Here is a 26,137-nt window from a genome sequence, read left to right as displayed (position 1 = left end):
TAAAGCGATGGACAAAATCCTACAGTTAGGGAAATACATTTTCCCGCTCTCGTTTTTGCTTTACGTTGGCCTGCACGTAGGTAAACCCGACGTTGGGGCTTCATTCGTGCCAGATTATATTCCATTCCCATACTTTTGGAATTACTTCACACTGGTTTGCATTCTTTTATTCATCGCGAGTGCTTTGATTGGCAAATACGATAAGCTAGCTTATTCGTTAATGGCTTTGTATACAATCCTGATGGCTGTATTGGTTCACCTACCACGAGCAATGGGTCACGAACTAGGCGCAGAAAATATGACTGCCGATTTAGCAAGAGAAAAGGAATTAGAAATGGTAAATTTTTTCAGAAACATAATGGTGACAGGTGCTTTATTGGCTTTTGCCAAATTTGTAGCGAAAGACAAAAGAGTGATCGGTTAATTTAAATGATCGTTTAATTTTCAAGTCGGAACAGAATATGTTCCGACTTTTTTGATTTAGCCGTGTGAAAAACGAAGCCCATATGCCAAACATCGGCTTGGCAATGTGAATTCGATACCACGTTGGCTCTGGTCGTACGCCATCACGTAACTTTTGCCCATAGGCTGCATACCCCTTAACCTTTTTTAACACCCTCGCCCCCAACCCTTCACGCATCTTGCTACTCTCCGTAAGAAACGTGAATTATGCTCGCTAACTACCTCAAAATCGCTCGTCGCCATCTCTGGACGAACAAACTCTATACGGGCCTGAATGCCGGTGGTCTCGCCGTTGGGTTGACCGCTTGCCTGCTCATGGTGCTGTACGTGAAGCATGAATTTACCTACGACAGTTTTCATGCAAAGGCCGACCGTATTGTTCGGGTAACGGTGAATCTGACAACGCCCGAGGCCCCGATAGCCGTAGCCTCCTCCCCAATTTTACTGGCCAGCGCGTTGAAACGGGATTACCCGGATGTTGAAACGGTCGCCCGGTTCGAGCCGGTGTCGGCCACCATCAAGTATGGGACCGATTTGCGGAATGAACCCGATGTGTACTATGCCGAGCAGACCGTTTTTTCGGTGTTTACCTATCCATTTGTCGAGGGAAACGCGGCACGGGCGTTGACCGAGCCAAACACCGCTGTCGTTACCGAACGTTTTGCCCGCCAATATGCCGGACACACGCGTGTGCTGGGAAAGACGTTTTTGTGCAACAAAAAACTGTATCGAATCACGGGCGTTATGGCCGACTTACCATCCAACGCCGATATGAAAATCAGCGCGTTGCTGGCCAAAGATTATACGGTTTACACCGACTGGCTCGTCGATGACTTTCCGGTGTATACGTTCGTTCTGTTCCGGCAAGTACCCGACCTGAATGCCTTTACCCGGAAGCTGGCCTTACTCAGCAAGACCTACATCCAGCCGGAACTCAGGAAAATAGGCGCAGCGGGCTATGCCGTTGTTTTCCAGACCGAGTTCCTGAAAGACGTTCACTTTAGTCAGGGGAAAATGGCCGACATGCCGAAGGGCAACAAACAATATGGCTACCTCTTTCTGTTTCTGGCAGTTTTTGTGCTGGTTATCGCCTTGTTAAATTACATCAATCTGCTGACGGCCAGAGCCACCGGGCGAGCGAAGGAAGTGGGCATCCGAAAAGCCAGCGGAGCGTTACGCCAGCAGTTGATCGGGCAGTTTTTGTTTGAGTCGTTCCTATTAAGTTTACTGGCGGTCGTTCTGGCAATTGTCCTGTTGGTAATTGCCGTTCCTTTCTTCAACGACCTGTTACAAATTCAGCTTTCCATAGCTTGGGGCGATGGTTTTCTAATGGCGGGCGTTGCGTTGGTCAACACGGCCCTGCTGGGCGGACTCTACCCGGCGTTTGTCTTGTCCGGCTTTAACCCGGCGGCTGTATTACGACGGCAAACAGGTGGGTTGGGGCGCGGTTTCGGACTTCGGCAAACGATCACCGTTTTTCAGTTTGTGCTGGCGGTGGGCATGATGATCGGGGTGTTGGTGGCGCATAGTCAACTGAACTACATGCAGCGCGTCGATCTGGGTTTTACCAAAGAGCAGGTGCTCACTGTTCACCTCCCCGACGATTCACTGGCCAGAACCCACAGCTATGCCCTCGCCCATGACCTGCGGCAACGCAGCGCAATCAGGGATGTTTCCCTTGGGTCGGGCATCAAGCCCGATGCCATACTGGTCAAGGCCACGACCATCTTTCAATCGGCAGGCAAAAAACGCGAAGTCATGGGCAATTACTTATCCATCGATGATCGCTTTTTGCCGTTGCTGAACATGAAACTGGCGAGTGGCCGGAACGTATCGGCAGGCTCGGAAGCCGATAAAAACGGGGCTTTTCTGGTGAACGAAGCCTTTGTTAAACTGGCGGGCTGGAAGCAGGCCATTGGTCAGCCAATGGAGGGATTTATGCACAAAGGCAAGGTGGTTGGCGTAGTCAGGAACTTCAATTACCATTCCTTGCACACGGTCATTGAACCGGTCATACTGGTGTTCAACACGAACCCACCCGCCAACCTGACGCTGAAAATGAAGCCGGAACAGTTGCCGCTGGTGCAGGCAGCCTGGCACAAACACTATCCAAACGTCCCGTTCGACTACTCGTTCCTGGATGCGGCTTTTGCGGCTCAATACCAAAAAGATGAGCTCATGATTAGCCTGTTCAACGGGTTTTCACTGCTGACCCTGCTTGTTTCCTGTCTGGGCTTATTCGGGTTGGCGACCTACTCGGCCGAGCAGCGCACCAAAGAAATTGGCGTCCGTAAAGTTCTGGGGGCCAGTGTGCTCAACATCGTAACGCTCCTCTCGAAAGACATACTGAAACTGGTCCTCATCGCCATTGTTATTGCCTCCCCTCTGGCGTGGTATGCGATGAATCAGTGGCTGAGCGACTACGCCTACAAGGTCGACATGAGCTGGTGGATGTTCGCGCTGGCGGGTTTTCTAGCAATAAGCATTGCGTTACTCACCGTAAGTTTCCAGAGTGTGAAAGCCGCGTTGATGAATCCGGTGAAGAGTTTGCGGAGTGAGTGATGGCCTTGCGCCATCGCACCGCGCCATCAAACAGGCAAATACACCCGAAACGTACTACCACCTCCGGGCTTGCTGCTGGCCGTAATTGCCCCACCATGTCGTTCGACTATTTTGTAGCAGATGGCCAGTCCAATACCTGACCCTGTATACTGACTTCGACCGTGTAACCGCTGGAAAACCTGAAAAATGCGGTCTATGTATTTTTCATCGAACCCAATACCATTATCAGCTACCGAAATTTCATGGAACTTAGGACTCGCGGACTTTCGCTCTCCCGACTTGGCAGGAGAAAGCAAATCAGTTGGAATTTCGGCCCGATTTACGAGTTGATGCGTTATTGTAATAACCGGAGTAACGTCTTTTAAAGCGAATTTAACTGCATTCGAAAGCAGATTCTGGAATAGCTGACGCATTTGCAATGGGTCGGCTATAACGGTCGGCAGTTTACCCAGCTGGATCCGGGCTTTACTCTGATTCAACGTTACCCAGAGTTCATGTTCCTGTAACTCCTGAATTAAGGTGGTTATATCAACTGGCTTAAATAGATCCTGATTGGTTTCTAGTTTCGAATAGGCCAGTAGATCCTGGATAAGCAGCCGCATGCGGTCGGCCGATGTATTGACTCGATGAATGATATTCGTTGCCTCAGCATCGAACTGGTTGCCATACTGCGTTTGTAAAATATCGGTGAAGGAGATTATTTTGCGAAGCGGTTCCTGAAGGTCATGCGAGGAAACAAAGGCAAATGACTGAAGGTTTTCGTTCGAGCGTTTAAGTTCGAGGTTGGCGACTTCGAGTTTATGTTGAGACTCCTTCATGGGCGTAATATCCTGCGCCACGACCACCATACCGTCACTAATGCGTGCTGCCGATAAATCATACCAGTGGTGTTTCCAGAACACTTCGGTTCGAATAGGCTCGCTTTGTTCAACGACCCGCCGATAGTGCTCGAAAACGGGCGTTTTCTGTACGCCCGGAAAGTAGTCGGAAAGTAGCGGAATCTGACCTTCTTCAAGAGAATGTCCCAATAGATCAGCGGCTTTCTGATTTAAGTGCGTCAACCGAAAATCGATGAGTTCACCGGCTTCATTTCGAACGCTTTCGTGCAGTGCAATCACGGTTGGCGTCGTATTCATAACCTGTTCAAGCAGGTCGTTCTGCTCTTGCAAGGCCTGTTTAGTTTGCTTGAGGGACGTTATATCCAGATAGGTATATAGAATCTGATCGCCTACTTTCACAAACAATGTATTGAACCAGCCATTGATACGATCAGTATTAAGCTCATACAAATACGACCTGCTCTCGCCCGTAGTAGCGGTGTGCATCAGGTTGGCATACCACTCGGTTTGGGGTCTGGTTGGGAAAAGCGTCAACAACCGCTCTCCGGTCAGTTCAGCGACCGAACGCCCCATGACGCGGGCGTTGACCGCGTTGGTGAATACATATCGAAAATCAATGATCTCGCCAGACTCATTCCGAATAGGGTCAAAGAGCGTCATGCCTGTCTGACCGTTTTCCACGATTTCCTTCAGTAAATCATTTTGCTGCCGTAGCGCCAGTTCGGCTTCTTTGAGGGCTGTTACATCCGAAAAGGTAAGGAGAATATAGTGTTCATGTCGAACAAATGACACGTCGAACCAACCGTTGATACCTTCTTTAAAATAGGGAAACAAAAACATCTGACGCTCACCCGTTCGGGCACAGGTGAGTAGCTTTTCGCCCCAGGCCGTTTGCATTAATTCCGGGTATATAGCAAAAATCGACTTACCCAGCAACTCCGCTTTGGCTCTGCCAACGACCTGTTCATTAGCCGGATTTGTTAGTACAAATCTAAAGTCAACCACCTCGCCCGACACCTCATCATGTACTATTTCATACAGCACAACACCCGACTGGCTGCTGTCGATAATCATTTGCAGCAATGTACCCTGATGCAGTTTTTCCTGCCCGACTTTGCGCGGGGCAGTTGTGTCGACAACATGCGCGATAAAGCTATGCTCATCACTATCGTTGTAGCTTACCAATACGCCATCGTCCTGTTTTACTACCAATAGTTCACCGGTACGGCTGGGTCCGTTGCGCTGGCCGGGGTGGCTCATGTCAAACCGAACGGCCCGCCCGCTTTTCATGACGAGGCTAAATTGTCCGCTCAGATAATCTGCGTCATCGGCATGCATTAACTGGCTGACAGATTGATTAAGCAATTCGGACTGAGGTTTGCCCCACTTGTCAACAGCCGATGCGTTGAGCATCACTAATCGAAAGCCGACAAGTTGCCCAGTAGCATCGTACTCAGCGCGGTAAAATTCAAAACTGGTTTGTAATGAATTTATGTCCGTATCACGCGACGAACCGGAGAGACTGGAAACTGGTGTCATACCCGATAAATAGTAAATGTCGATCTAGCTGAAAAATGCGAAAAAGCCCTTAGTACCTCGGCTACGAAGCACTGCCACCGTTGACGATTCGCTTTATTAGAACAGATTCTGTTTTAAGCGAGTCCCTTCCAAACGGGCAAATACACCCGAAATGTACTACCTTCTCCGGGTTTGCTGTTGGCGGTAATAGCTCCGCCATGTCGTTCAACTATCTTATAGCAAATGGCCAGACCAATGCCTGATCCAGCATGCTGGCTGCGCCCGTGCAGTCGCTGAAAGACTTGAAAAATGCGATCTACATACTTTTCGTCAAAGCCAATACCATTATCTGTTACTGCGATTTCACAGAACAAATTAGTAGCGGATTTACTTCCTGCGGATTCTGTAGTATATAGCAAGCCGGCTGGCACATTAGCCCGACTAACCATACGGCTGCTCACTGTAATACTGGGTGTACTGCCTCTGGGACAGAATTTGATCGCATTGGAGAGCAGATTCTGAAATAACTGATGCATTTGCAGCGGGTCGGCAACAATCGTTGGCAACTCAAGAAGATGTATCTGACCTTTGCTTTGATTCAGAGCCATCCAGAGTTCGTGTTCCTGTAACTCCTGAATTAATTGAGCTATGTTGACGGGCCTGAATAAGTTTTGGTTTGTTTCTAACTTCGAGTAAGTCAGTAAGTCCTGAATAAGCAGTCGCATTCGCTCGGCCGATGTATTGATTCGCTCGATAACATCAATGGCATCGACGTCGACATGTCCCCCTATCTGGGTTTTCAGAATGTTGGCGAAAGAGATTATTTTACGAAGTGGCTCCTGAAGGTCATGCGAGGAGACGAAAGCAAACGATTGAAGATTTTCGTTCGAGCGTTTAAGTTCCAGGTTGGCAACTTCGAGTTTCTGCCGGTATTCATGCATAGGGGTAACATCCTGAGCCGCCAGGACAATACCATCACCAAAACGAGCTACCGAGAAATCATACCAGTGATCGTCCCACGGAACTTGTACACGAATGGGTTCGCCCGTTTCAATAACTTGCTTGCATTGCTCGAAAAAGGGCGTTTCCAGCGAACCGGGGAGGTATTTCGAAACACGTCGATATTGAATCTTTTCGACGGGATTTTGCAGATAGTCGGCGGCCATCTTGTTCAACTTCATTATGCGAAAGTCGACAATAGTTCCTGCCTCATTACGAATACTCTCACTCAACACAATGGATGCAGGTGTCATATTCATCACCTGTTCGAGTAGTTCGGCATATTTCTGCTGTTCCAGTTCGGCTTCTTTGAGGGCCGTTACATCCGTATAGGTGTATAGCAGGCAGCCGTCTAAAAAATTGAACGAGCCATCAAACCAGCATTTAATACCGTAAGCAGCGTAATGGAACGTCAGGCGTTGTGTTTGTCCGCTCTCAACAACGTCAACATATTGACGAAACAGGTCGGAATGCTGCCAGTCAGGAAATAAATCACCAACCAGCGTACCGGTCATCTCAGCCACAGATTTGCCTGTGATCCGCGCATTGTATTCGTTGGTGAGTACATATTGAAAGTCAATAATCTGCTGTTGCTCGTCGTATATTGGCTTTGCCAGTACCAATCCAGCCTGGGTGTTGTCAATAACTTGCTGGAGTATCGTACTCTGCTGAATCTTTTCCTGTTCAATTTTTCGTAATCTGGTCGTCTCTATTACATTGATGACAACACCATCATTCCAGGGAGAGATCAGGATATCAAACCAGCCTTCCAGCCCATTCGCATTATGGTAATGCTCATACTGATCTGGTCGCCGGGTTTCGACTACGTTCACATATCTGCTAAACACGTCCGTTGGCTTGAGACTTGAATAGACATCGAGCATGCCTTTATTAATTACCTCATCCATAAGCCGACCAGTAATTTTCATGGCCGTTGCGTTGCGCATGACAAATGTAAAATCTACAATTGTCCCGTTTGTGTCTCGCTGAGCACGCAAGGCTGAAATACCCATCTGCGAGGTATTTTGAATACTTTCCAGCAACTCTGCCTGTTGCCGGGCGTGAAATGCAGCTTGCTTCTGATCTGTAATATCGGTGTAGGAAATAACAACACCATCGCCAAACGGTGATCCCAGGCACAAGCTCCAGTCATCGAACCCATCGTACGTGTAATGCACCTCAAATTGATGGGGTTTCCGAGTTTCGACAACCTGCACCCAATGATCAAAAACGCCCGATTCAATCATGCCCGGAAAGAGTTCCGTCAGTTTTTTGCCGAGAAAAAACGCTTCGGGCTGGCCAGCCATCCGCAAACGCTCATGATTAACCAGGGTGTAGCGAAAATCAATAATTTTCCCACGCCCATCCTGTTCACGAATGGCCTCCAGTACAGAAATCGACGTTAGGGACGTATCCAGAATTGTTTTATACAGTTCTGCCTGTTGTAGCTGTTTTTGCTCGGCAAGTCGGGCGGCTTGTTTATAGTCAATGACGTCGTTAATCACCATGACAACGTCGTCTTTCAATTTCGACACGCAAAAGATGTCGGTGGCCCCTGCCTCAGCGCGTTGCGAGCGGGCGTCCATCTCGAACTGAACAATGCGTTCATAGTCTAAAACTAAACTGAATTGACTGATTAGGAACTGTCCATCTTTCCCAGACATTAATTGGCAGATGGATTGACCAATCAACTCGTTTTCAGACTTTCCCCACATCTCCTGCGCCGGAGTGTTCACCATTATCAGTCGAAAATCAGTGATTTTTCCGTTTTCATTGCGTTGAGCCAGATAAAGCTCCATACTGTTGCGTGAAGCCGTTAAGTCAGTATCACGCAACGGATTAACGAGGGTTGAAACTGGTGCCATAAAAAAAGAGGAAGAGTCGAGAGTTACGGATTAGGTAGTACGCAGAGTAAGCAAATATAGCTAATTTCCGACAAAAATAGTTACTATATAAACATAGGTATACATCTGTATAATAGCACATTATACATGAATCATATATAAACTATGTATTAGAAAAAGTACTTACCTGATGGCACGCGTGAGCCAGTGAAGGAATGCCTCATACCCGCTGCCGATACGATGTTGGGGTTACCCCTTCCAGGAGTTTGAAAAGGCGGGAAAAATAATGCAGATTATTAAAACCTACCTGATAGCACACGTCCGTTACAGTGGCCGTTGGGTTAACCAGCAGCCGCTTTGCCAGACTGATCCGCTCCCGAATGATAAACTCCATTGGCGACAGGCCGAAGGTTTCTTTAAACGACCGAAAAAAACTGGATTTGCTCATGCAGGCTTTCTTGCATAGCATGTCAATACCAATTTTTTCCGGCAGGTGTTCGCGAATGTATTCCACAACCGAAGCAAAGCGGTTATTGGTCGATAGACCATCGGCGATGAGTGCCATATTCTGCGTTTGAATCACCCGAATCAGCAGGGACTTAAGGGTCAGATCGGCCAGCGCATCCTTGGCCAGATCGTCTTCCATACTAATGCTGATCAGCTTGTTCATGACATTGGCCAACTCCCGGTTGTTATAAAAATGATACTGATTGAAATTCAGTTTCCATTCGGACACTTCGTCTTTTCGGGGATATTGTTCGTTCAGAAAATCCAGCATCTGCATCACCACGGGCCAATCTAAAGCGATGGTAGCACATTGGACCGGGTGCTTCTCGTCGGCTTCGGGGAAATCCACTTTCATGGATACGCCTTCCGGCAGAATGACGGTTTCGCCGGGCAGAAAATCAAAACCCGGGTTTTGCGACAGATGCATCACTTTCCTGCCGCGCAACATGCTGGTGATAACAAGCCCATTGTATGACAATACCACATCTGAACACTGCCGGTAGGTTTCAAAAATACTCAGTTCACAATGATTCAGATTGAACACCCGCCGGTGCTCAACCAGTGAATTCAAGGTCTTCGTATCTGACAAATTTATGGTTTGTAGAGGATAGCCGATCTTCATCTTGTTTCTGTTTACGGGGATAACAGGTACTGGTAGTCTGTTTACCGCCAACGACACTATACTAAACAAATTTATCCAGTGCGTTTACTGGTCTACAGGATAAGGTTAGACAATAGTACTATTTGTTGGTATTATTGTGCAAACAGATGCTTAGCTGTTTGGCTAGTTTTGCCAGCGATTCACTAAAATAGTCACACAGAACCAAGGTGTTATAAACTTGAAGCGTATGAGCATGACCTTAGAAAAAGCTGAAGCAGCTGTGAAAGCGGCCAAAGAAAAAGCGGTAGAATTAGGCACACTGATGAACATTGCCATTGTTGACGCTGGCGCCAATTTAACGGCCTTTGTCCATATGGATGGGGCCTGGCTGGGCTCGATCGACATTTCCCAAAAGAAAGCCAAAACAGCCCGCTACTTCGATATGCCAACCGGCGAAATTGGCAAACTATCGCAGCCGGGTGGCTCATTGTACAACATCGAGCACTCCAACGGCGGGCTGATTACATTTCCGGGCGGTATTCCCATCAACGGTGCAGATGGCACTGTCATTGGGGCCATTGGCGTATCGGGCAGTACCGTCGAAAACGACCATGCCGTTGCTCAGGCGGGTGTCGATGCCATCAGCTAACATCTATTCTCCTTAACCCTATAAACCTCAGTAATATGTGTCAGAACCATGGTGTCGCCTACATAAAACCCGGCGTGGTTGAAGTACAGTCTATCGAATACCCGAAACTGGCTATTGGCGACCGAAAATGCCATCACGGGGTCATTTTGCAAATTGTTTCGACAAACATTTGCGGGAGCGACCAGCACATGGTTCGAGGTCGCACAACGGCCCCTGCTGGTTTGGTTCTGGGCCACGAAATAACGGGGCTTGTTATTGAGGCCGGGCGCGATGTGGAGTTTATCAAGGAAGGCGATCTGGTATCGGTGCCGTTCAATATTGCCTGCGGACGATGCCGGAACTGCAAAGTCGGCCAAACGGGCATTTGCCTGAATGTTAACCCGGCCCGACCCGGTGCGGCTTATGGCTACGTTGACATGGGTGGCTGGGTTGGCGGGCAAGCCGAATATGTGATGGTGCCCTACGCCGATTTTAATCTGTTGAAATTTCCGGATAAAGATCAGGCAATGGCCAAAATCCGGGATTTGACCCTGCTTTCCGACATTTTTCCGACGGGTTATCACGGTGCCGTTACGGCGGGCGTTGGGCCGGGTTCTATTGTCTACGTAGCCGGGGCGGGTCCGGTTGGGCTGGCCTGTGCGGCCTCCTGCCATTTGCTGGGAGCTGCCGTCGTTATCGTTGGCGACATGATTCCCGAGCGGCTGGCACAGGCAAAAAGCTTCGGCTGCGAAACGATCGACTTACGCAAAGACACGCCCCTTGCCGATCAGATCGCCGAGATCATTGGCGTCCCCGAAGTCGACTCTGCCGTTGACTGTGTTGGCTTCGAAGCCCACGGCCACGGCTCGGATGCGGGCAAGGAACAACCCGCAACCGTGCTCAATGCAGCTATGACCGTCACCCGCGCGGGCGGTGCCATTGGTATTCCGGGGCTGTATGTAACGGGCGACCCCGGTGCATCGACAGAGGCCGCCAAAGAGGGTAACCTATCCATTCGTATTGGCCTGGGCTGGGCTAAATCGCACTCGTTCTATACGGGCCAATGTCCAGTGATGAAGTACCACCGGCAATTGATGAATGCCATTTTGTATGACAAAATACAGATTGCCAAAGCCGTTAATGTAGAAGTCATTAGCCTGGATAAAGCCCCACAAGGCTACCAGGATTTTGATAAAGGTGCCGCCAAGAAATTCGTGATCGACCCGCACGGTTTGATTCCGAACTAAGGCAAGCCAGTTGGCCCGTTCAGCGGCTTTATGATAAAGGGAGAGCGGTTGTCCGTAGGTAGGTGCTCATCATCTATCTGCGGACTTTTTTTGTGCCACTAAAAAAGCTTAACATTTTTTAACGGGTTGCTAATCAAGCCAAAGCGCGAACCAATCACATTCCTCAATACCTTCACGGCAGTAAACTCTTATCCATTGTCAATTGCATCTCAGCCCCGTAAACGGCTCGTTTCGGCCAGGACTTGTCTGTAATGCGAACAAAGCCGCAAGGGCCAGTCTACCGGTTGCAGCTCTACATTTATGCTACAGAACTACTTAAAAATAGCCCTGCGCAACCTTGCCCGAAGGCGGTTCTACGCGCTTGTAACGCTCCTCGGCCTAACGGTCGGGATTACGTTTCTGTTGCTGATAGGCAGCTACATTCAGGGTGAGCTGGCGATAAACAAAACACTGCGGCATGCCAACCGGCAATACCTGTTGCAAAGCCGCTGGAAGGTGCCCGACATGGGCAGTGAGATGGGCTCACTGGCTCCTATGGGGCCAGCACTTAAGCAGCTATATCCCAATCTGATAGCTGGTTATTACCGCACCTATGGCGTGACGACCATCGTGTCCAGCGGGCAGAATCACTTTCGGGAGTCGATGCAGATCGGGGACTCGACCCTGCTGTCTATGTTTGGTTTTCCATTGGCTTACGGCGATCCAAAAACGGCGCTTAGCGAACCCAATACGGTCGTGATTACAAGCGCGTTGGCCCAAAAATATTTCAATGAAACGAATGTGCTTCGGCGGCAACTGACCATACAAACGCCGGGGGCTGGCAAACAGGTTTTTACCATCACGGGCGTATTGAGCGATCAGGATCAACCCGACAATAGTGTCACGCATTTGTTCGAGCAACGGGAGCAGTTGTTTGTTTCCATGCGGAACTTCGGCTATTTCTCCGATGCCAGCGGCCTGAACGCCTGGGGGAACCGGAGTATTGTCACCTACCTGGAATTACAGCCAGGCACCTCAGCGGAACAACTGATTCACCCCTTCGCCCAAACCCTGAAGACGAACGCTCCCTCCGATATTCAGGCAAATTTACAGCCTTACCTGAGTCCGTTGCGTACTTTTCATCTGAAAGCAGATAACGGTCTGGTCGAAAAAATGCTGCTGACGCTGTCGATTATAGCGTTGTTTATTCTGCTGATGGCCGTGGTCAATTTCGTCAATATAACCATTGGTATGTCGGCGACACGGCTTCGGGAAATTGGTGTTCGGAAGGTGCTAGGGGGCCTCAGGAAGCAGGTGATTGCCCAATTTCTGATCGAATCTCTATTGCTAACCGTCGGTGCTACCTTGCTGTCGTTGGGTTGTTACGAACTCGTTCGGTCAGTATTTGCTACCATGCTGGACAAGCCCATACCGTCGCTGCTGGATTGGTCGCCCTATGCTTATTTGGCATTAACCGGTATGGTCTTACTCATTGGTTTGCTCGCGGGCGGTTATCCGGCTTTCGTGCTATCGGGATTACCTTCTGTGGATTCACTGAAAGGCCGGACTTCGTTTGGCAAGCTGGCAGCCTCCGTCCAGAACGGTATTGGCTTTCGTCGCACGTTGATCGTCTTTCAGTTCACAGTGGCCATTCTGGTGTTTGTGGGCGCGGTTGTTATTAATCGCCAGGTTGCCTACTTTTTTAGTAAGAATCTAGGCTACCAGAAAGACCAGATTTTGGCCATAAAATCCGTTCCCCGCGACTGGTCGCCCGCAGGTGTGCAACGAATGGAAGGCATACGAAACCAACTGGCGCGCATTCCGTGTGTGGATGGCGTAAGCCTGTCGTTCGAGATTCCGGATGGTGCAAGCAGCGGGAGCGTCAGTCTATTTGCGCAGGGGCAGGACAGCACACAGTCCATCACGGCAAATTCAGTCACTACCGACGAACGGTATGCCCAAACGTATGGGTTGACCCTGAAAGCAGGTCAGTTTTTCCATGCCAACGGCGGCAGTTATGACTCCCTGGCGGTTGTACTGAACGAATCGGCGACGAAAGCATTGGGCTATACCAGTCCGGAAAAGGCATTGGGGCAGCAGGTTCTGTTTCGGGGCGGTACCTTTCGAATTGGGGGTGTCCTGACCGATTTTCATTTTGGCTCGCTTCGGGAAACCATCAGGCCGCTGGTGTTTATTCCCGTCAGAAAAGACCCTATTTATCGGTACTTATCCATTAGAATTGCACCCGGCAAACAGGCAGGAGGAAACTTACCCGAAACGGTAGCCGACATAGGCAATGAATGGGCGCGGTTGTTTCCCGATGCGCCCTTCGATTATTCGTTCATGGACGACACGCTCCAGAAGCTCTACAAGACCGAAATACAGCTTCAACGGGCATCCCGACTGGCCACTACACTGGCATTGATCATCGTGTTGCTGGGTGTGTTGGGACTGGTTTCGCTAAACGTGACCCGGCGTACCAAAGAGATCGGTATCCGTAAAGTGCTGGGTTCGTCGACATTCGGCATCGTCAATTTGTTCATGAAGGAGTTCGTGCTGATTCTACTAGTCGCCAATGTCATCGCCTGGCCCCTTGCCTATTACCTATTAAGTGGCTGGCTAACACATTTTGCATACCGCACCGATTTATCGTGGTGGCCGTTTGCACTGGTAGCTGGTTGTTTAGCGCTATTAACAGGACTGATCGTCAGCACGCAAACGATTAAAGCCGCATTGGCAAATCCGGTGAAAAGTTTACGAAGCGAGTAGAGACGCGACCCTTCGCGTCTCCTTCGCGTCAGCAATATGTTGCGATAGCAATAGTTATATCATCAGCAATCCTTCACACCTAATGGTGTAACAATTGCTGACGCATAGGAGCCGCAAGGGATTGCGGCTCTACAAAGAAATACCTATGCTTCAATTTTACCTCAAAATCGCCCTTCGAAACTTGCGTTCGCAACGCAGTTATACGATTTTAAACATCGTTGGCCTGTCGGTTGGCATGGCTGGTGGGCTGCTCATTTTCCTGTTCCTGCGCCACCATATCAGTATTGACCGGCATCACGTGAAACTCGACCGTATCGTTCGAATCAATACCGATCTGCACCTCGACGATGGGTCTATTGAGTATAATCCGGAGTCGCCGATGCCCCTGGCAGAAGCCCTGCGGAAAGACTATCCGCAAGTAGAACAGGCAGCTTTTTTAATGATGAATCGGGAGCTTACCGTTAGCGTCAAACAACCCAATACAGATCAATCGGCACCGCTGCGCTTTCGGGAACACAAAGGTACAGGACTAGTAGAGCCGGAGTGGTTTGATGTGCTGGATTACACGTGGCTACAGGGAAATCCTAAAACAGCTCTACGCGCCCCCAACAGTGCCGTATTGACCGAAACCTGGGCGAAAAAATACTTCGGTACTGCCAATCCAATCGGGCAAACGCTGACCCTCGACAACAAAACCGATGTCACGATTACGGGCGTCCTGGCCGACCCACCGCCCATGACCGACACCAATCTGGGGCTGTTCATTTCCATAGCCACCCTGAAGCAGTTTGACCCCAAAAATGAAGTCAATACCTGGTGGTTCCTGAACAGCACCAACCGGGTTTACGCAACCCTCAAAAATTCACAAGCGGCTACAAGTCTGGAACAATCATTTCCCGCGCTCGCTAAAAAGCATTACGGAGTCGATGCGAAGGTGTTCCAGTTCCATGCTCAACCGCTGCGGGAAATCCACACCGACATAAAGCGGGGTGGCGAGACAATTCGGGCTTCCCTGATCTGGTCGCTGGGCGTCATCGGCGTGTTACTGATTGTGGCGGCCTGCATCAATTTCATCAATCTGGCTACGGCACAGGCGCTCCGGCGGGGTAAAGAAGTGGGTGTTCGCAAAACGCTGGGCAGTTCGCGGAGTCAGTTGATTGGTCAGTTTCTGCTGGAAACGAGCCTGATCGTTTTTGCCGCTGCCGCGCTGGCCCTGCTGCTGGTTGCCATCCTACTCCCCTTCTTCGCCGACTGGGTTCAAGTACCATTAGCCTTCCGGCTTGACGGACCGACGACCCTTTTCGTCGGGTTACTGCTGGCGGGCATCGTCCTGATTGCCGGTGGCTATCCGGCTGCGGTACTATCGGGGATTTCGCCCTGGACAGCACTGAAAGGTAAACTTACCGGTGCCTCGGGGGGCGGCTTTACGGTTCGGCGGGTGCTGGTTGTGAGTCAGTTTGTCGTTTGTCAGGCATTAATTATTGGCTCGCTGGTCGTGGCGAATCAGATTCGATACATACAACGGGCCGATTTGGGTTTTCGGAAAGACAACATTGTAGTGGTTACGATGCCCGTCAACCAGCAGGTGCGTCTGGAAGCGTTCAAACAAAAACTCTCCCAGTATACCGATATTCAATCGGTCAGTTTCAGCCATCGCCCACCTGCCAGCGACCAGATGTACGGCGGCTCCATCAAGTTCAATGGCAGCAATGAATGGTCGGCATTCCCCGTTCGGGAACGGCTGGCCGATGCCGACTATGTACCTACATACGGATTGACGCTGGTTGCCGGACGCAACATCGTGCAGAGTGACACCATCCGCGAATACCTCGTCAATGAATCCCTCGCTCATCAGCTTGGCTTTAGTGATTCACGGCAGATAATCGGCAAAAAATTACAGTACTATCACTCTCCGGTTCCCCTGCCCATTGTAGGCATCGTAAAGGACTTCCATCAGAAATCGCTTCGGGAAGCGATAGGACCGTGTTTAATTGCCAGCAAAGCCGATTGGTATGCCCGGGCGGGAATCCGGATCACGGGCCAGCATCCGGTGCAGACGCTTCAGCGCATTCGGCAAACGTGGCAACAAATATATCCTGACGAAGTGTTCGAATATCAGTTTCTGGACGATCAGGTAGCGAAGTTTTACGAGACTGAAAACCTGATCGCCCGGCTCATTAACGCCTTCACGGGCATTGCCATCCTGATCTGCTGCCTGGGGTTGTATGGGCTGGTATTGCACATTGTCGGCCAGCGCACTAAAGAAATAGGCATTCGGAAAGTGCTTGGGGCCAGTGTCGCCAGCATTGTGGCTCTCCTCTCCACCGAGTTTTTAAAACTGGTAGGTGTTGCCATTGTCATTGCCAGTCCGCTGGCGTGGTGGGTCATGAACCAGTGGCTACAGGACTTCGCGTATAAAATCGACATCGCCTGGTGGATATTCGTGCTGGCGGGTGTGCTGTCCGTGAGCATTGCGTTGCTAACGGTGAGTTTCCAGAGCGTGAAAGCAGCTTTGGTGAATCCGGTGAAGAGTTTGCGAAGTGAGTAACGTTTTTTATTCTACACCAACTCCCTGCACATGAGAAGCATCTCGCTATTTCTTCCCAGCCTTCATTTTTTGGTAGTATCGTTGAACAAATCCTACCCAATCCGTTTCGCTGGCGGGAATTCGCACATCGGGTGCAAATCCGATGTTGTCGATTCGATATTGGCGCACCCACCCATTACGTCCCCAGGGTACGGCCAGATTGAACGTACCATCGCATAAATCAAATTTTTGGTCACTCCCATAATCCATTACGCCAAGTGTATTTGTCCCGAACAGCGTGACTTTCTTACTCTGTTTACCTTCAAAGACAAGGAATTCTGTAGAACTGGCACAGCCTTTATCAATCAAAAAAGCGACTCGTTTTGGGTTAGCCGCCAGATCGACGTTAGCCGTTCGTGTTAAGGCTTCTCCTTCCCGGACCATAGCGCCCGGTTTGGCTTTCATATCGTCCAGTAATCGTTTGGCGCGTTGATAGAAAAAAGCATTCGCCACGGTATCTTTTTTGTAGCCCTCCAATTCCTTTAAAAGGTTTTCAATTCGTTCAGGACTCGACCGGTAATCCCAGGCTGGATAGATGATTGGGTTTGTGTAAATAAGGTTGATCATTTCCTCACTGGTACTGCCAGTGCCTCCGCCATTGCCGCGAAGATCAAAAATCAGGTTAGGCGTTTTAGCAACCAGATCCTTGTTGGCACGTAGTAAACTATCGAGTTTGTCAACCTCCCGCTGATTGAAAAGCGCTAGTTTGAGGTAGATATAGTCGCTGTTGAGTTGTTTGAATTCGACCAGATCCGAACGATCTTTAACCGCTTCCGAATACAAAACAGCCTTTGCCCCCGATTTATTCCAGATAATAGCTACGTGGCTATCCTTGAAAAAGCTGGTGTATGTTCTCAAGGTAGCCAGACAGGCAGCCTGTGCGTCCGTTTGTTTAGCCTGCTGCCGAACCAGTTGCAGGAGTCGATCATATTGAGGTTTGGTTTGGGCGTTGACTTTATCATCAAAACCAGCATAGATCCGACTGACCTTATCAATAGTTTCTTCGAGAACCGTTGAACAGGCGCAGGTTGACGATAATTTTCGCTCAGTTTGGGCAAGGCTTACACCGGTCAGCAAGCAACTAAATAGGGTCACTACAATTCTTATTCGCTGAAACATAGAACAGTATGTATTGCTATACTAATTATTTTTGAGAAGATGCTTTAGCTAAAGCATAGGTTGCGATTAGGCTACTTTTTCATTCAATTAAAGTTCTTCTATGGTGCTAGAGCTTCCTCCAATAGCCTATAATCAGCGTCTATATGCTCGCTCGCCAGGACAAACTCTGTCTTTTACAATTCCTTTACATTATTTTACAACGCCTTTTCAACTCCGACAAAACAAGGAGCTACATTTGGTTCACTAATTGATCCGTATCTACTTGCAAACCATACACGTGTAGTCTTATGAAACAACAACGAATAATCTGGCAATTGATCGTGTTGATCACGCTGCTCCAGTCGACGATGAGTGCGTTTGGCCAAACCAAAACGGCGGCTGCTCACGAGGTTAATTTCTACTGCAACCCGTTGTTGCTGGACGACAAACCCACTAATTACTCGAATTTTTCCATCTACAGCAAAGGACAGTTATCAGTGGTTGTGGCCGATAAGAAAACGGCGGCCCTTGAAAAAATTCCTTTCCGAATCTATCTGCGCCGAAATGGTAAACTGGTCACTCAGGGTGTATCAGACTCCACCCGGTCTGTGGTGTCTATTGAAATATCGTCGGTGCTGGCACTTGCGCGGTTTGGCGACCACCTGATCATTGAGCCCGTTCGCAAAAGCGATGAGGGAACCCGCCGGAATATTGAACTAAAGTCCCCTTTTGAGACGAACATTTTATCCTTTTTGACAAAAGCCAAAGATGGATGCTAGGTAAATGGATAATGGATAATGTGAAATGATTACAGATGGGCAATCAGTAGTTTTTCATTGTACATTTTACATTATCCATTTACTTAATACCACTTGTCCGCAACTGTACGCCCGGCGTCCGTTTGCGGACATTTGTTTTATATACCACAAAGAAAATCACCTACAAATCAACAACTTATCTTTCTGGTACGGCATTTGGCATACGAGTATGTTGTACATACTCAACCCTGCCTGATTTATGCTACGCAATTATTTCCTCATCGCCTTTCGCAACTTGCGGAAACATAAATCATTCAGTTTTATCAACATTACGGGCGTTGCCGTTGGGCTGGCCTGCTTCCTGCTTATAGCGCTTTATGTGCAGGATGAGTTGAGTTATGACCGCTACAACACCCATGCCGACCGGACGTACCGCCTGACGCGCACGTTTCTGTCAACGGAAGGCACCGCTTCGCTGCGGCTGGCGCAGGCCGCGCCACCCTTTGGGCCACTCATCAAGCAGGATTTCCCCGAAGCGGAACAAGTGGTGCGGACCATCGACAACGGGGGGCTGATAAAATACGGTGAACACTCGTTCAATGAAGAAGATATGTTCTTTGCCGAAGCGAATCTGTTCAAGGTATTTGACTTTGACCTTATCAGCGGCAACCCCGATCAGGCCCTCGTAAATCCGTTTTCGATTATGCTCTCCCGGCCAATGGCAGAGAAATACTTCGGCAACGAGAACCGGAACGCCGGATCGCCAGTCGGCAAAACCGTTCGGCTGAATGATCAGTTTGACCTGACCGTTACGGGGGTTTATGAACCGCTGCCCGCACAATCGCATTTTCACCCGAGCTTCCTCTTATCGTTCTCCACCTTCAACGACCCCCGCGTTTATGGTGCCGAAGGGCTTCGGACCAATTGGAGCAACAACTCATTCAACACCTATGTGCTCCTGAAGCCGGGCGGTGATCCGCAGCGGATGGAAGCTGCTTTCCCCGCTTTTCAGGATAAGTATGTTCCAGCAGAAGAAGGGCGTAAAGCATCCTCTTTTTCGGTGCTGAACCTGCAAAAACTCACCGACATTCACCTGAAGTCGCATACCGATTCCGAAGTGGAACCAACCGGCGACATGAGTTATATTTATCTGTTTTCGGCCATTGGTTTATTCATTCTGCTCATTGCCTGCATCAACTACATGAATCTGGCAACAGCCCGGTCGGCAGGGCGGGCCAAAGAGGTTGGGATGCGCAAGGTTGTAGGGGCTTTGCGTTCCCAGCTCATTGGACAGTTTTTGAGCGAGTCAATTCTCCTGGTGACATTTGCCCTGGGCATTGCGATAGTATTGCTTATCCTCTGTTTACCAGTGCTGAACGCCTTCACGCAGAAACAGTTATCGTTTCAACAATTGCTGGACCCAATCTTTCTGAGTGTCCTCGTCGGCATTACACTATTGACCGGCTTGGTGGCCGGTAGTTACCCCGCGTTCTTCCTCACCTCCTTCCGGCCATTGGGCGTCCTGAAAGGGCAGATTGCCTCGACCATGCGTACCGGCAAGCTGCGGCAGGTGTTGGTCATCACGCAGTTTGCCATTGCCATTGTGCTCATTATCAGCACGGCAATAGTCTACAACCAGATGAAGTACATTCAGAATTACCGGCTGGGCTACGCCAAAGACCAGGTACTGCTTATGCCTGACATTGGTGATTCGACAACGAATTACGAAACGCTCAAACAGCAACTGGTACAAACGGGTGCGGTGCGCGACATGGGCCGCTCGTCGCGGGTACCGTCGGGGCGGCTGCTCGACTCATACGGCGGTATGGCCATGAAAGGCGATAGTATGGCCCCCGTAAAAATTAACCTGCGCGGTCTGCGCGTCGATTACGATTTCATTCCGGCCTATCAGATCGGTATGGCGGCCGGACGTAATTTCTCCCGCGCCTACTCCACCGATACGTCGATGATCGTGCTGAACGAAACGGCGGCCCGGCAACTGGGCTGGACACCCGAGCAGGCCATTGGCAAACCGTTTCAGTATGGACCCGCCAAAGGCCAGATCATTGGCGTAACGAAAGATTACCACTTCGAGTCCTTACACCAGCAGGTGGCCGCGCTGGCCATGATCCTGACGCCCCGCCAGCTCAACTGGATTTCGATACCCCTCAACGGGAACGTTACGGCGAGTATTCAGCAGGTCGAGTCGGTCTGGAAACGCTATTTTCCGCAACGTCCGTTCGACTATCAGTTTCTGGACACCCGCTTTGACCGGCTCTACGCCCGTGAGCAAACACAGCAGACGCTGTTCAGCATCTTCGCGGGGGTGGCTATCTTAATTTCCTGCCTGGGTTTGTTTGGTCTGTCGATGTTCATGGCGGAGCAGCGGACCAAGGAAATCGGCATTCGCAAAGTGCTGGGTGCCTCTGAACTAAGCCTGGTGGCTCTATTTTCCCAGGACTTCATGAAACTGGTATTGGTCGCGCTGGTCATTGCCTCGCCCGTAGCCTGGTATGCCATGCACACCTGGCTCAGCGACTTCGCCTACCGTACCGATATCCATTGGTGGGTATTCCTGCTGGCCGGTGGCCTGACGGTACTGATTGCCCTACTAACGGTCAGTTTTCAAAGCGTGAAAGCTGCGTTGATGAATCCGGTAAAATCATTGCGTTCGGAATAACTGTGTAGAGACGAGATACTTCGCGTCTCAGCACCCGGATAGTTTTTTATTAACGCCAAAATTGCTGACGCCAAACAGCCGCAAGGGATTGCGGCTCTACACAAACATGATCAGAAACTATTTCAAAATTTCGTGGCGGAACCTGATGAAAAACAAGGTTTTTTCATTCATTAACATTGTAGGTCTGGCCGTCGGGATTAGCTGCTGTATTCTGATTGCGGCTTTCGTTACGAATGAGCTTAGTTATGACCGCTATCCGACGTTGGCAAACCAGATACATCGGGTAGAGCTTCATTTGACAGAGAATGGCGGCATTACGGATTTCTCTAATGTTGATGCGGCTGTTGGACCGGGGATCAAGGCTGCGTTTCCGGAGGTGCTGGCAGTTACCCGCCTGTTACCGTGGAGTCAGGTATTTATGCGCTACCAGGATAAGCAGTTCAAGGAGCAATCCATTGCCATGGCCGACTCTAACTTTCTGGAAACCTTCTCCATTCCCATGCTGGAGGGCGACATAAAAACAGCGCTGAAAGAACCTGGCTCTGTGGTCGTTACGAAAGCTTTTGCGCAGAAATATTTTGGTACAAGTCCGGCGATAGGCAAGGCATTATTCTTCGGCAAAGGGCAGGAGGTGCGAAAAGTGACCGGCGTTATTGACAGAATCCCTGGCAACACGCACTTTCAATTCGACGCATTTTTAAGTATGGCCGATTTGCCCACGAAGTCGCCAACCTGGAGCAATGTCGGGTATTACACCTATTTAGTCCTGAACAAAGCCGCAGATCCGAAAAGACTGGAAGCTAAATTTCCCCAACTGGTAGCCAAATACGTAGTTCCGGAAATAAAGGTTGATATGGGCGTTAGCATGGCCGAAGCGCAGAAATCGGTCCATACATTCCGGTTTTTCCTGATGCCATTGACCGACATTCACCTCTATTCGGCGACTAAATATGAACTGGCGGCCAACGGCGATATTAACTCGGTATACATATTCAGCATTCTGGCGATCTTTATTCTACTCCTGGCCATTGTCAATTTCACGAACTTATCGACGGCGGGGGCCGCAGGGCGCTCGAAAGAAATTGGTATTCGTAAAGTAATGGGTTCGGTCAAAACCCAGTTGATCCGGCAATTTTTACTTGAGTCTACTTTACTGACGTTCATTGCCCTGCTCCTGGCTGTTTTTGCCGTTGGTTTGCTATTGCCCTCCTTTAATGAACTGGCTGGAAAAGAAATTTCGATTCGCACCTTACTATCGGTACAAAACCTTGCCCTACTCCTGGTATTTGGCATTTTCGTCGGTATTCTGGCGGGTGCTTACCCGGCATTTCTGCTCTCTTTTTCAAAAATAACAACGGTTTTAAAAGGCGGATCAGCGGTACAAACCAGTCGTCGCAGCAACCTCAGGAGTGGGCTGGTGGTATTCCAGTTCGCCGTTTCCGGAACGCTGATCGTGGCCACGATGGTAACATACCAGCAGTTACATTTCATGCAAAACAAGAAAGTTGGTTTCGACAGAGATCAAGTGCTGGTTATTCAGGATTCGTATATGCTGGGGCAAAACGAGCCCGTTTTCAAACAGCAGCTTCAGCAAGACAGTCGCGTTATTCAGGCCAGCCTTTCGGGCAACATTCCGGTTGGTATGAGCAATATGGATGGGTCAGTGATCTACGCCAAACGGGAGAACGACACGAAAGGGCACGCCGAAATCACTACCCATATTTATCATGTTGACGAAGATTACCTGAAGACGCTGGGAATGGAATTGACCGAAGGCCGGTCTTTTTCCAAAGATTTCTCAACGGATTCCACCGCCACAGTTATCAACGAAACAGCCGCCCGTGAGTTAGGGCTGGGAAATACCAGTCCGATAGGCAAAACAATTGTTCGTTCCGGACAACATGAATTCACCATCATTGGCGTTGTGAAAGACTTTCATTATGCGTCGGCCCGGCAAAAAATAGCCCCGCTGATGATGCTCCTGGGGCGTAACTCCGGCGCAATCATCGTGAAAGTTAAAGCGGCCGATATGGCTGATGTCATCGCGTCGTTCAGGAAACAGTGGGAAGCATTTAACCCGTCGGCTCCGTTCACCTATTCATTTCTGGACGATCGATTTGCGTTTCTATACAAAACGGAGCAGAAAACAAGTCAGCTGTTCACCGTTTTTGCGGTGATATCCATTGTCATTGCCTGTCTGGGTCTGTTTGGTCTGGCCGCGTTCACGGCCGAACAACGGACTAAAGAAATTGGCGTTCGAAAAGTACTGGGCGCATCCGTCGTTAGCATCATTGCTCTTTTGTCCAAAGATTTTTTAAAACTCGTGCTGATCGCTATCGTTTTGGCCGTACCCATTGCCTGGTTTGCGATGGATCGCTGGCTGAACGATTTCGCCTACCGGATTGATCTTTCCTGGTGGCTATTTGCCCTGGCGGGATTGCTGGCCGTGGGCATTGCCTTGCTGACCGTCGGTTTCCAAAGCGTGAAAGCCGCGTTGATGGATCCCGTGAAATCACTTCGTTCCGAATAATGTAAAGACCGGTGCGTCACCCTTCCCATGCTCACAAACTATCTAAAAATTGCGATTCGCAACCTGCTGAGAAGTAAGTCATTCTCCGCAATCAACATAGTTGGACTGTCTGTCGGGATGGCGTGCTGTATGTCGCTGCTGCTCTATATCCGCAGTGAATTAGCCTACGATAAGCACCAGCAGCACACCAATGAACTGTACCTAATGGCGCAGAAAACGATCATTGGCAAGGCCAATAAGAACCCGGACAGCGAAATGGGTTCGGCAGCTTCGGCTCCCTACGCCTTTGCGCTAAAGTCGGAGTTTCCGGAAATTGAAGAGGCTGGCCGACTCTGGACCAACATTATCGACGACAAAGCCCTTTTGCAGGTACGAGAAAGTGGCAAGACGGTCAAGTCGTTCTACGAAACAAAGGGCTATCAGGTCGACTCAACCTTTTTCGACTTGTTTTCCTACCAGTTCACGGAAGGCAACGTCCGCACAGCCCTCTCCGACCAACACTCGGTGGTGCTGTCGGAGGAAATTGCCCGCAAGCTGTTCGGCAGTGTTCCCGCACTCAACAAACTGATCCGAATTGGCGGCACGTCGGGGAATGGCGAGGACTTTAAAGTAACCGGCGTTTACCGCGACGAAAGTGCGCGCTCCCACATCGACGCCAGATTCTTTCTTCCCATTTCGGCGGGCTGGGTTGGCAGCTATCTTCGAGATGCCAAAATGGATTTCTGCTGTAACAACATGTTTGTCACCTACCTGAAATTGCGGCCCGGCACCGATCCTGCTCAGTTAGAGGCAAAGTTTCCGGCCTTCATGAAGAAGTACGCCAGCAACGATTTGAAGAATGTTGGTTTCGATAAACAGCTTTTTCTGGTGCCGGTTTCGGACCTGCACCTGGCCGACCAGTTGGGCACGGTGGTTACGCCAACCAACTCAAAAACCTACCTCTATATACTGGCGTCGATTGCTTTATTTACGCTACTCATTGCCTGCATCAATTTCATGAACCTGTCTACGGCCCGCTCAGCAAAACGGGCGGCTGAGGTGGGCGTTCGAAAGGTGATGGGTGCCGAACGAGGTTCACTCATCGCGCAGTTTCTGGGTGAGTCGATGGTGCTGTCTTTGCTGGCGCTTCTCATCGCACTTGGCCTGGTTATGGTATTCCTGCCTGTATTCAACCAGCTAACAGCGAAGTCATTGCAGTTCGGTGAATTAGTCGAACCCCGTATTATTCTGGCGTTTACAGCCCTTGCGCTGCTTACAGGTTTGTTGGCGGGCAGCTATCCGGCTTTCTATCTCTCGCTGTTCAATCCCGTGCAGGTACTGAAAGGTGGCGTCACCAACAGCCGGGGCGCGAATGGAAAAGCCAGCAATACGTTATCGGCAGTAACGCTGCGTCGAAGTCTGGCCGTTTTTCAGTTTGTGATTTCAGTCGGGCTCGTGTTATCGACCCTCGTGATTCAGGAGCAGATGCGTTTTTTACGAAATACGTCGCTGGGCTTCACGCAGGACCAGCAAATTGCCATTCCGCTTAGCAGCCGCGAAGCACACGCGGCTTACACCGCTTATCATCATGAAATCCTGCAAAACAATCAGGTGCTGGGAGCCGCTGGAACACAGTTTTATCCTGGTATTCCCAATGCCACTGACTTTTTGCTGTACCGTCCGGAACGCGGGGCAATGACCGGCAAAAGTGTAGAAACGAACTGGGTCGATTACGATTACCTGCAAACAATGGGGTTCAAATTGCTGACGGGTCGGCTTTTTTCCAGGCAATTTCCGGGCGATACCACGAACCGAATCATTGTCAATGAAGCGACCTTACGAGAATTCCAGCTCCCATTGACTAAAGCAGTCGGGCAAAAACTAAATTTCGACTGGCAGGGAGAGACCCGCCATTATGAGATTGTGGGTGTACTCAAAGATTTCCATTTCGAAAACCTGCACCAGAAAATTGAACCGTATTGCTTTCTGCTGAGTAGCCAACCGAATTACAATTACATCATTGTACACACCAAAACAGCCAATATGGCGAGTATACTGCCTTTTCTGGAACAGAAGTGGAAGACATTACGTCCCGACGAACCGTTTACCTACACGTTCCTGAATGAGGATTTCCAGAAGAATTACGTGACGGAGGCTCGCACGTCGCGCATTGTGAGCTACTTCACGATCATCTCTATTCTGATTTCGTGTCTGGGTCTATTTGGACTGGCGGCTTTTTCCGCACAGCAACGGACCAAGGAGATTGGCGTTCGCAAAGTCCTCGGCGCATCGGTCACCAATATTATCCTGCTGCTCTCCAAAGATTTTCTGACGCTGGTTATCGTGGCCATCCTGATTGCTTCGCCCATTGGCTGGTGGGCCATGAACAAATGGTTGCAGAATTTCGCCTACAAGATTGCCATTCCGTGGTGGATCTTCGGCGTAGCGGGCGGACTTGCACTAGCCATTGCTTTTATAACCGTAAGTTTTCAAAGTATCAAAGCCGCCCAAATGAACCCAGTTAAATCATTACGATCTGAGTAACGCACG

Annotated in this window: 14 protein-coding genes; 10 read left to right on the top strand and 4 right to left on the bottom strand. The window is 49.7% G+C overall.

What is annotated here, in order from left to right:
- Positions 1–7 precede the first annotated feature (7 nt).
- Together CWM47_RS17110 and CWM47_RS17105 are read left to right on the top strand one after the other, a co-directional pair.
- Positions 8–424 carry a hypothetical protein gene (locus CWM47_RS17110; protein ID WP_100989469.1) on the top strand — a complete coding sequence of 139 codons (417 nt, stop codon included), beginning with the start codon at positions 8–10 and terminating at the stop codon, positions 422–424.
- Positions 425–669: 245 nt separating this feature from the next.
- On the top strand, positions 670–3,024 hold the full coding sequence (locus CWM47_RS17105) for an ABC transporter permease (protein WP_100989468.1): 2,355 nt from the start codon (positions 670–672) through the stop codon (positions 3,022–3,024).
- Between the two features lie 26 nt (positions 3,025–3,050).
- On the opposite strand, the gene CWM47_RS17100 is transcribed toward CWM47_RS17105, so the two are convergent.
- The 3 genes from CWM47_RS17100 to CWM47_RS17090 form a co-directional block, all read right to left on the bottom strand.
- Positions 3,051–5,402 (bottom strand): PAS domain-containing sensor histidine kinase, encoded by a 2,352-nt coding sequence (locus tag CWM47_RS17100; RefSeq protein WP_100989467.1) that lies wholly within the window; start codon positions 5,400–5,402, stop codon positions 3,051–3,053.
- A 113-nt stretch (positions 5,403–5,515) separates the two neighbouring features.
- Positions 5,516–8,245 (bottom strand): PAS domain-containing protein, encoded by a 2,730-nt coding sequence (locus CWM47_RS17095; RefSeq protein ID WP_100989466.1) that lies wholly within the window; start codon positions 8,243–8,245, stop codon positions 5,516–5,518.
- A 199-nt stretch (positions 8,246–8,444) separates the two neighbouring features.
- A complete protein-coding gene (locus CWM47_RS17090) occupies positions 8,445–9,353 on the bottom strand; it encodes an AraC family transcriptional regulator (protein WP_100989465.1) in 909 nt (302 codons plus the stop codon).
- Between the two features lie 226 nt (positions 9,354–9,579).
- On the opposite strand from CWM47_RS17090, the gene CWM47_RS17085 reads away from it, so the two are divergent.
- From CWM47_RS17085 to CWM47_RS17070, 4 genes are all read left to right on the top strand, one after another.
- Positions 9,580–9,981, top strand: coding sequence for a GlcG/HbpS family heme-binding protein (locus CWM47_RS17085; RefSeq protein WP_100989464.1), 402 nt, complete (start codon positions 9,580–9,582; stop codon positions 9,979–9,981).
- Positions 9,982–10,016: 35 nt separating this feature from the next.
- The gene (fdhA, locus tag CWM47_RS17080) at positions 10,017–11,207 is read left to right on the top strand and encodes a formaldehyde dehydrogenase, glutathione-independent (protein WP_100989463.1); all 1,191 of its coding nucleotides are present in this window, start codon (positions 10,017–10,019) and stop codon (positions 11,205–11,207) included.
- 300 nt (positions 11,208–11,507) lie between these two features.
- Complete coding sequence (locus CWM47_RS17075; protein ID WP_100989462.1) at positions 11,508–13,955, top strand: ABC transporter permease; 2,448 nt, start codon at positions 11,508–11,510, stop codon at positions 13,953–13,955.
- Positions 13,956–14,100: 145 nt separating this feature from the next.
- The gene (locus CWM47_RS17070) at positions 14,101–16,503 is read left to right on the top strand and encodes an ABC transporter permease (protein ID WP_100989461.1); all 2,403 of its coding nucleotides are present in this window, start codon (positions 14,101–14,103) and stop codon (positions 16,501–16,503) included.
- Between the two features lie 45 nt (positions 16,504–16,548).
- On the opposite strand, the gene CWM47_RS17065 is transcribed toward CWM47_RS17070, so the two are convergent.
- Complete coding sequence (locus CWM47_RS17065) at positions 16,549–17,661, bottom strand: S41 family peptidase (RefSeq protein ID WP_100989460.1); 1,113 nt, start codon at positions 17,659–17,661, stop codon at positions 16,549–16,551.
- A 287-nt stretch (positions 17,662–17,948) separates the two neighbouring features.
- On the opposite strand from CWM47_RS17065, the gene CWM47_RS17060 reads away from it, so the two are divergent.
- The 4 genes from CWM47_RS17060 (at position 17,949) to CWM47_RS17045 (ending at position 26,131) form a co-directional block, all read left to right on the top strand.
- Positions 17,949–18,419: a hypothetical protein gene (locus tag CWM47_RS17060; protein ID WP_100989459.1), complete on the top strand. Its 471-nt coding sequence runs from the start codon at positions 17,949–17,951 to the stop codon at positions 18,417–18,419.
- A 238-nt stretch (positions 18,420–18,657) separates the two neighbouring features.
- A complete protein-coding gene (locus tag CWM47_RS17055; protein ID WP_100989458.1) occupies positions 18,658–21,078 on the top strand; it encodes an ABC transporter permease in 2,421 nt (806 codons plus the stop codon).
- A gap of 106 nt (positions 21,079–21,184) precedes the next feature.
- Positions 21,185–23,608, top strand: a complete 2,424-nt coding sequence (locus CWM47_RS17050) for an ABC transporter permease (protein WP_100993917.1) — start codon at positions 21,185–21,187, stop codon at positions 23,606–23,608.
- 27 nt (positions 23,609–23,635) lie between these two features.
- Complete coding sequence (locus CWM47_RS17045; protein WP_100989457.1) at positions 23,636–26,131, top strand: ABC transporter permease; 2,496 nt, start codon at positions 23,636–23,638, stop codon at positions 26,129–26,131.
- Positions 26,132–26,137 lie beyond the last annotated feature (6 nt).

This window comes from Spirosoma pollinicola, assembly GCF_002831565.1.
Classification (GTDB): Bacteria; Bacteroidota; Bacteroidia; order Cytophagales; family Spirosomataceae; genus Spirosoma; species Spirosoma pollinicola.
Note: the sequence above shows the minus strand (reverse complement) of the source record. Positions and strands in the feature narration are given on the sequence as shown.

What these genes read in the sequence shown, in the direction of transcription:
- CWM47_RS17110 (WP_100989469.1), top strand. Translation starts at nt 8, where the DNA reads ATGGACAAAATCCTACAGTTAGGGAAATACATTTTCCCGCTCTCGTTT.
- CWM47_RS17105 (WP_100989468.1), top strand. Translation starts at nt 670, where the DNA reads ATGCTCGCTAACTACCTCAAAATCGCTCGTCGCCATCTCTGGACGAAC.
- CWM47_RS17100 (WP_100989467.1), bottom strand. Translation starts at nt 5,402, where the DNA reads ATGACACCAGTTTCCAGTCTCTCCGGTTCGTCGCGTGATACGGACATA.
- CWM47_RS17095 (WP_100989466.1), bottom strand. Translation starts at nt 8,245, where the DNA reads ATGGCACCAGTTTCAACCCTCGTTAATCCGTTGCGTGATACTGACTTA.
- CWM47_RS17090 (WP_100989465.1), bottom strand. Translation starts at nt 9,353, where the DNA reads ATGAAGATCGGCTATCCTCTACAAACCATAAATTTGTCAGATACGAAG.
- CWM47_RS17085 (WP_100989464.1), top strand. Translation starts at nt 9,580, where the DNA reads ATGAGCATGACCTTAGAAAAAGCTGAAGCAGCTGTGAAAGCGGCCAAA.
- fdhA (WP_100989463.1), top strand. Translation starts at nt 10,017, where the DNA reads ATGTGTCAGAACCATGGTGTCGCCTACATAAAACCCGGCGTGGTTGAA.
- CWM47_RS17075 (WP_100989462.1), top strand. Translation starts at nt 11,508, where the DNA reads ATGCTACAGAACTACTTAAAAATAGCCCTGCGCAACCTTGCCCGAAGG.
- CWM47_RS17070 (WP_100989461.1), top strand. Translation starts at nt 14,101, where the DNA reads ATGCTTCAATTTTACCTCAAAATCGCCCTTCGAAACTTGCGTTCGCAA.
- CWM47_RS17065 (WP_100989460.1), bottom strand. Translation starts at nt 17,661, where the DNA reads ATGTTTCAGCGAATAAGAATTGTAGTGACCCTATTTAGTTGCTTGCTG.
- CWM47_RS17060 (WP_100989459.1), top strand. Translation starts at nt 17,949, where the DNA reads ATGAAACAACAACGAATAATCTGGCAATTGATCGTGTTGATCACGCTG.
- CWM47_RS17055 (WP_100989458.1), top strand. Translation starts at nt 18,658, where the DNA reads ATGCTACGCAATTATTTCCTCATCGCCTTTCGCAACTTGCGGAAACAT.
- CWM47_RS17050 (WP_100993917.1), top strand. Translation starts at nt 21,185, where the DNA reads ATGATCAGAAACTATTTCAAAATTTCGTGGCGGAACCTGATGAAAAAC.
- CWM47_RS17045 (WP_100989457.1), top strand. Translation starts at nt 23,636, where the DNA reads ATGCTCACAAACTATCTAAAAATTGCGATTCGCAACCTGCTGAGAAGT.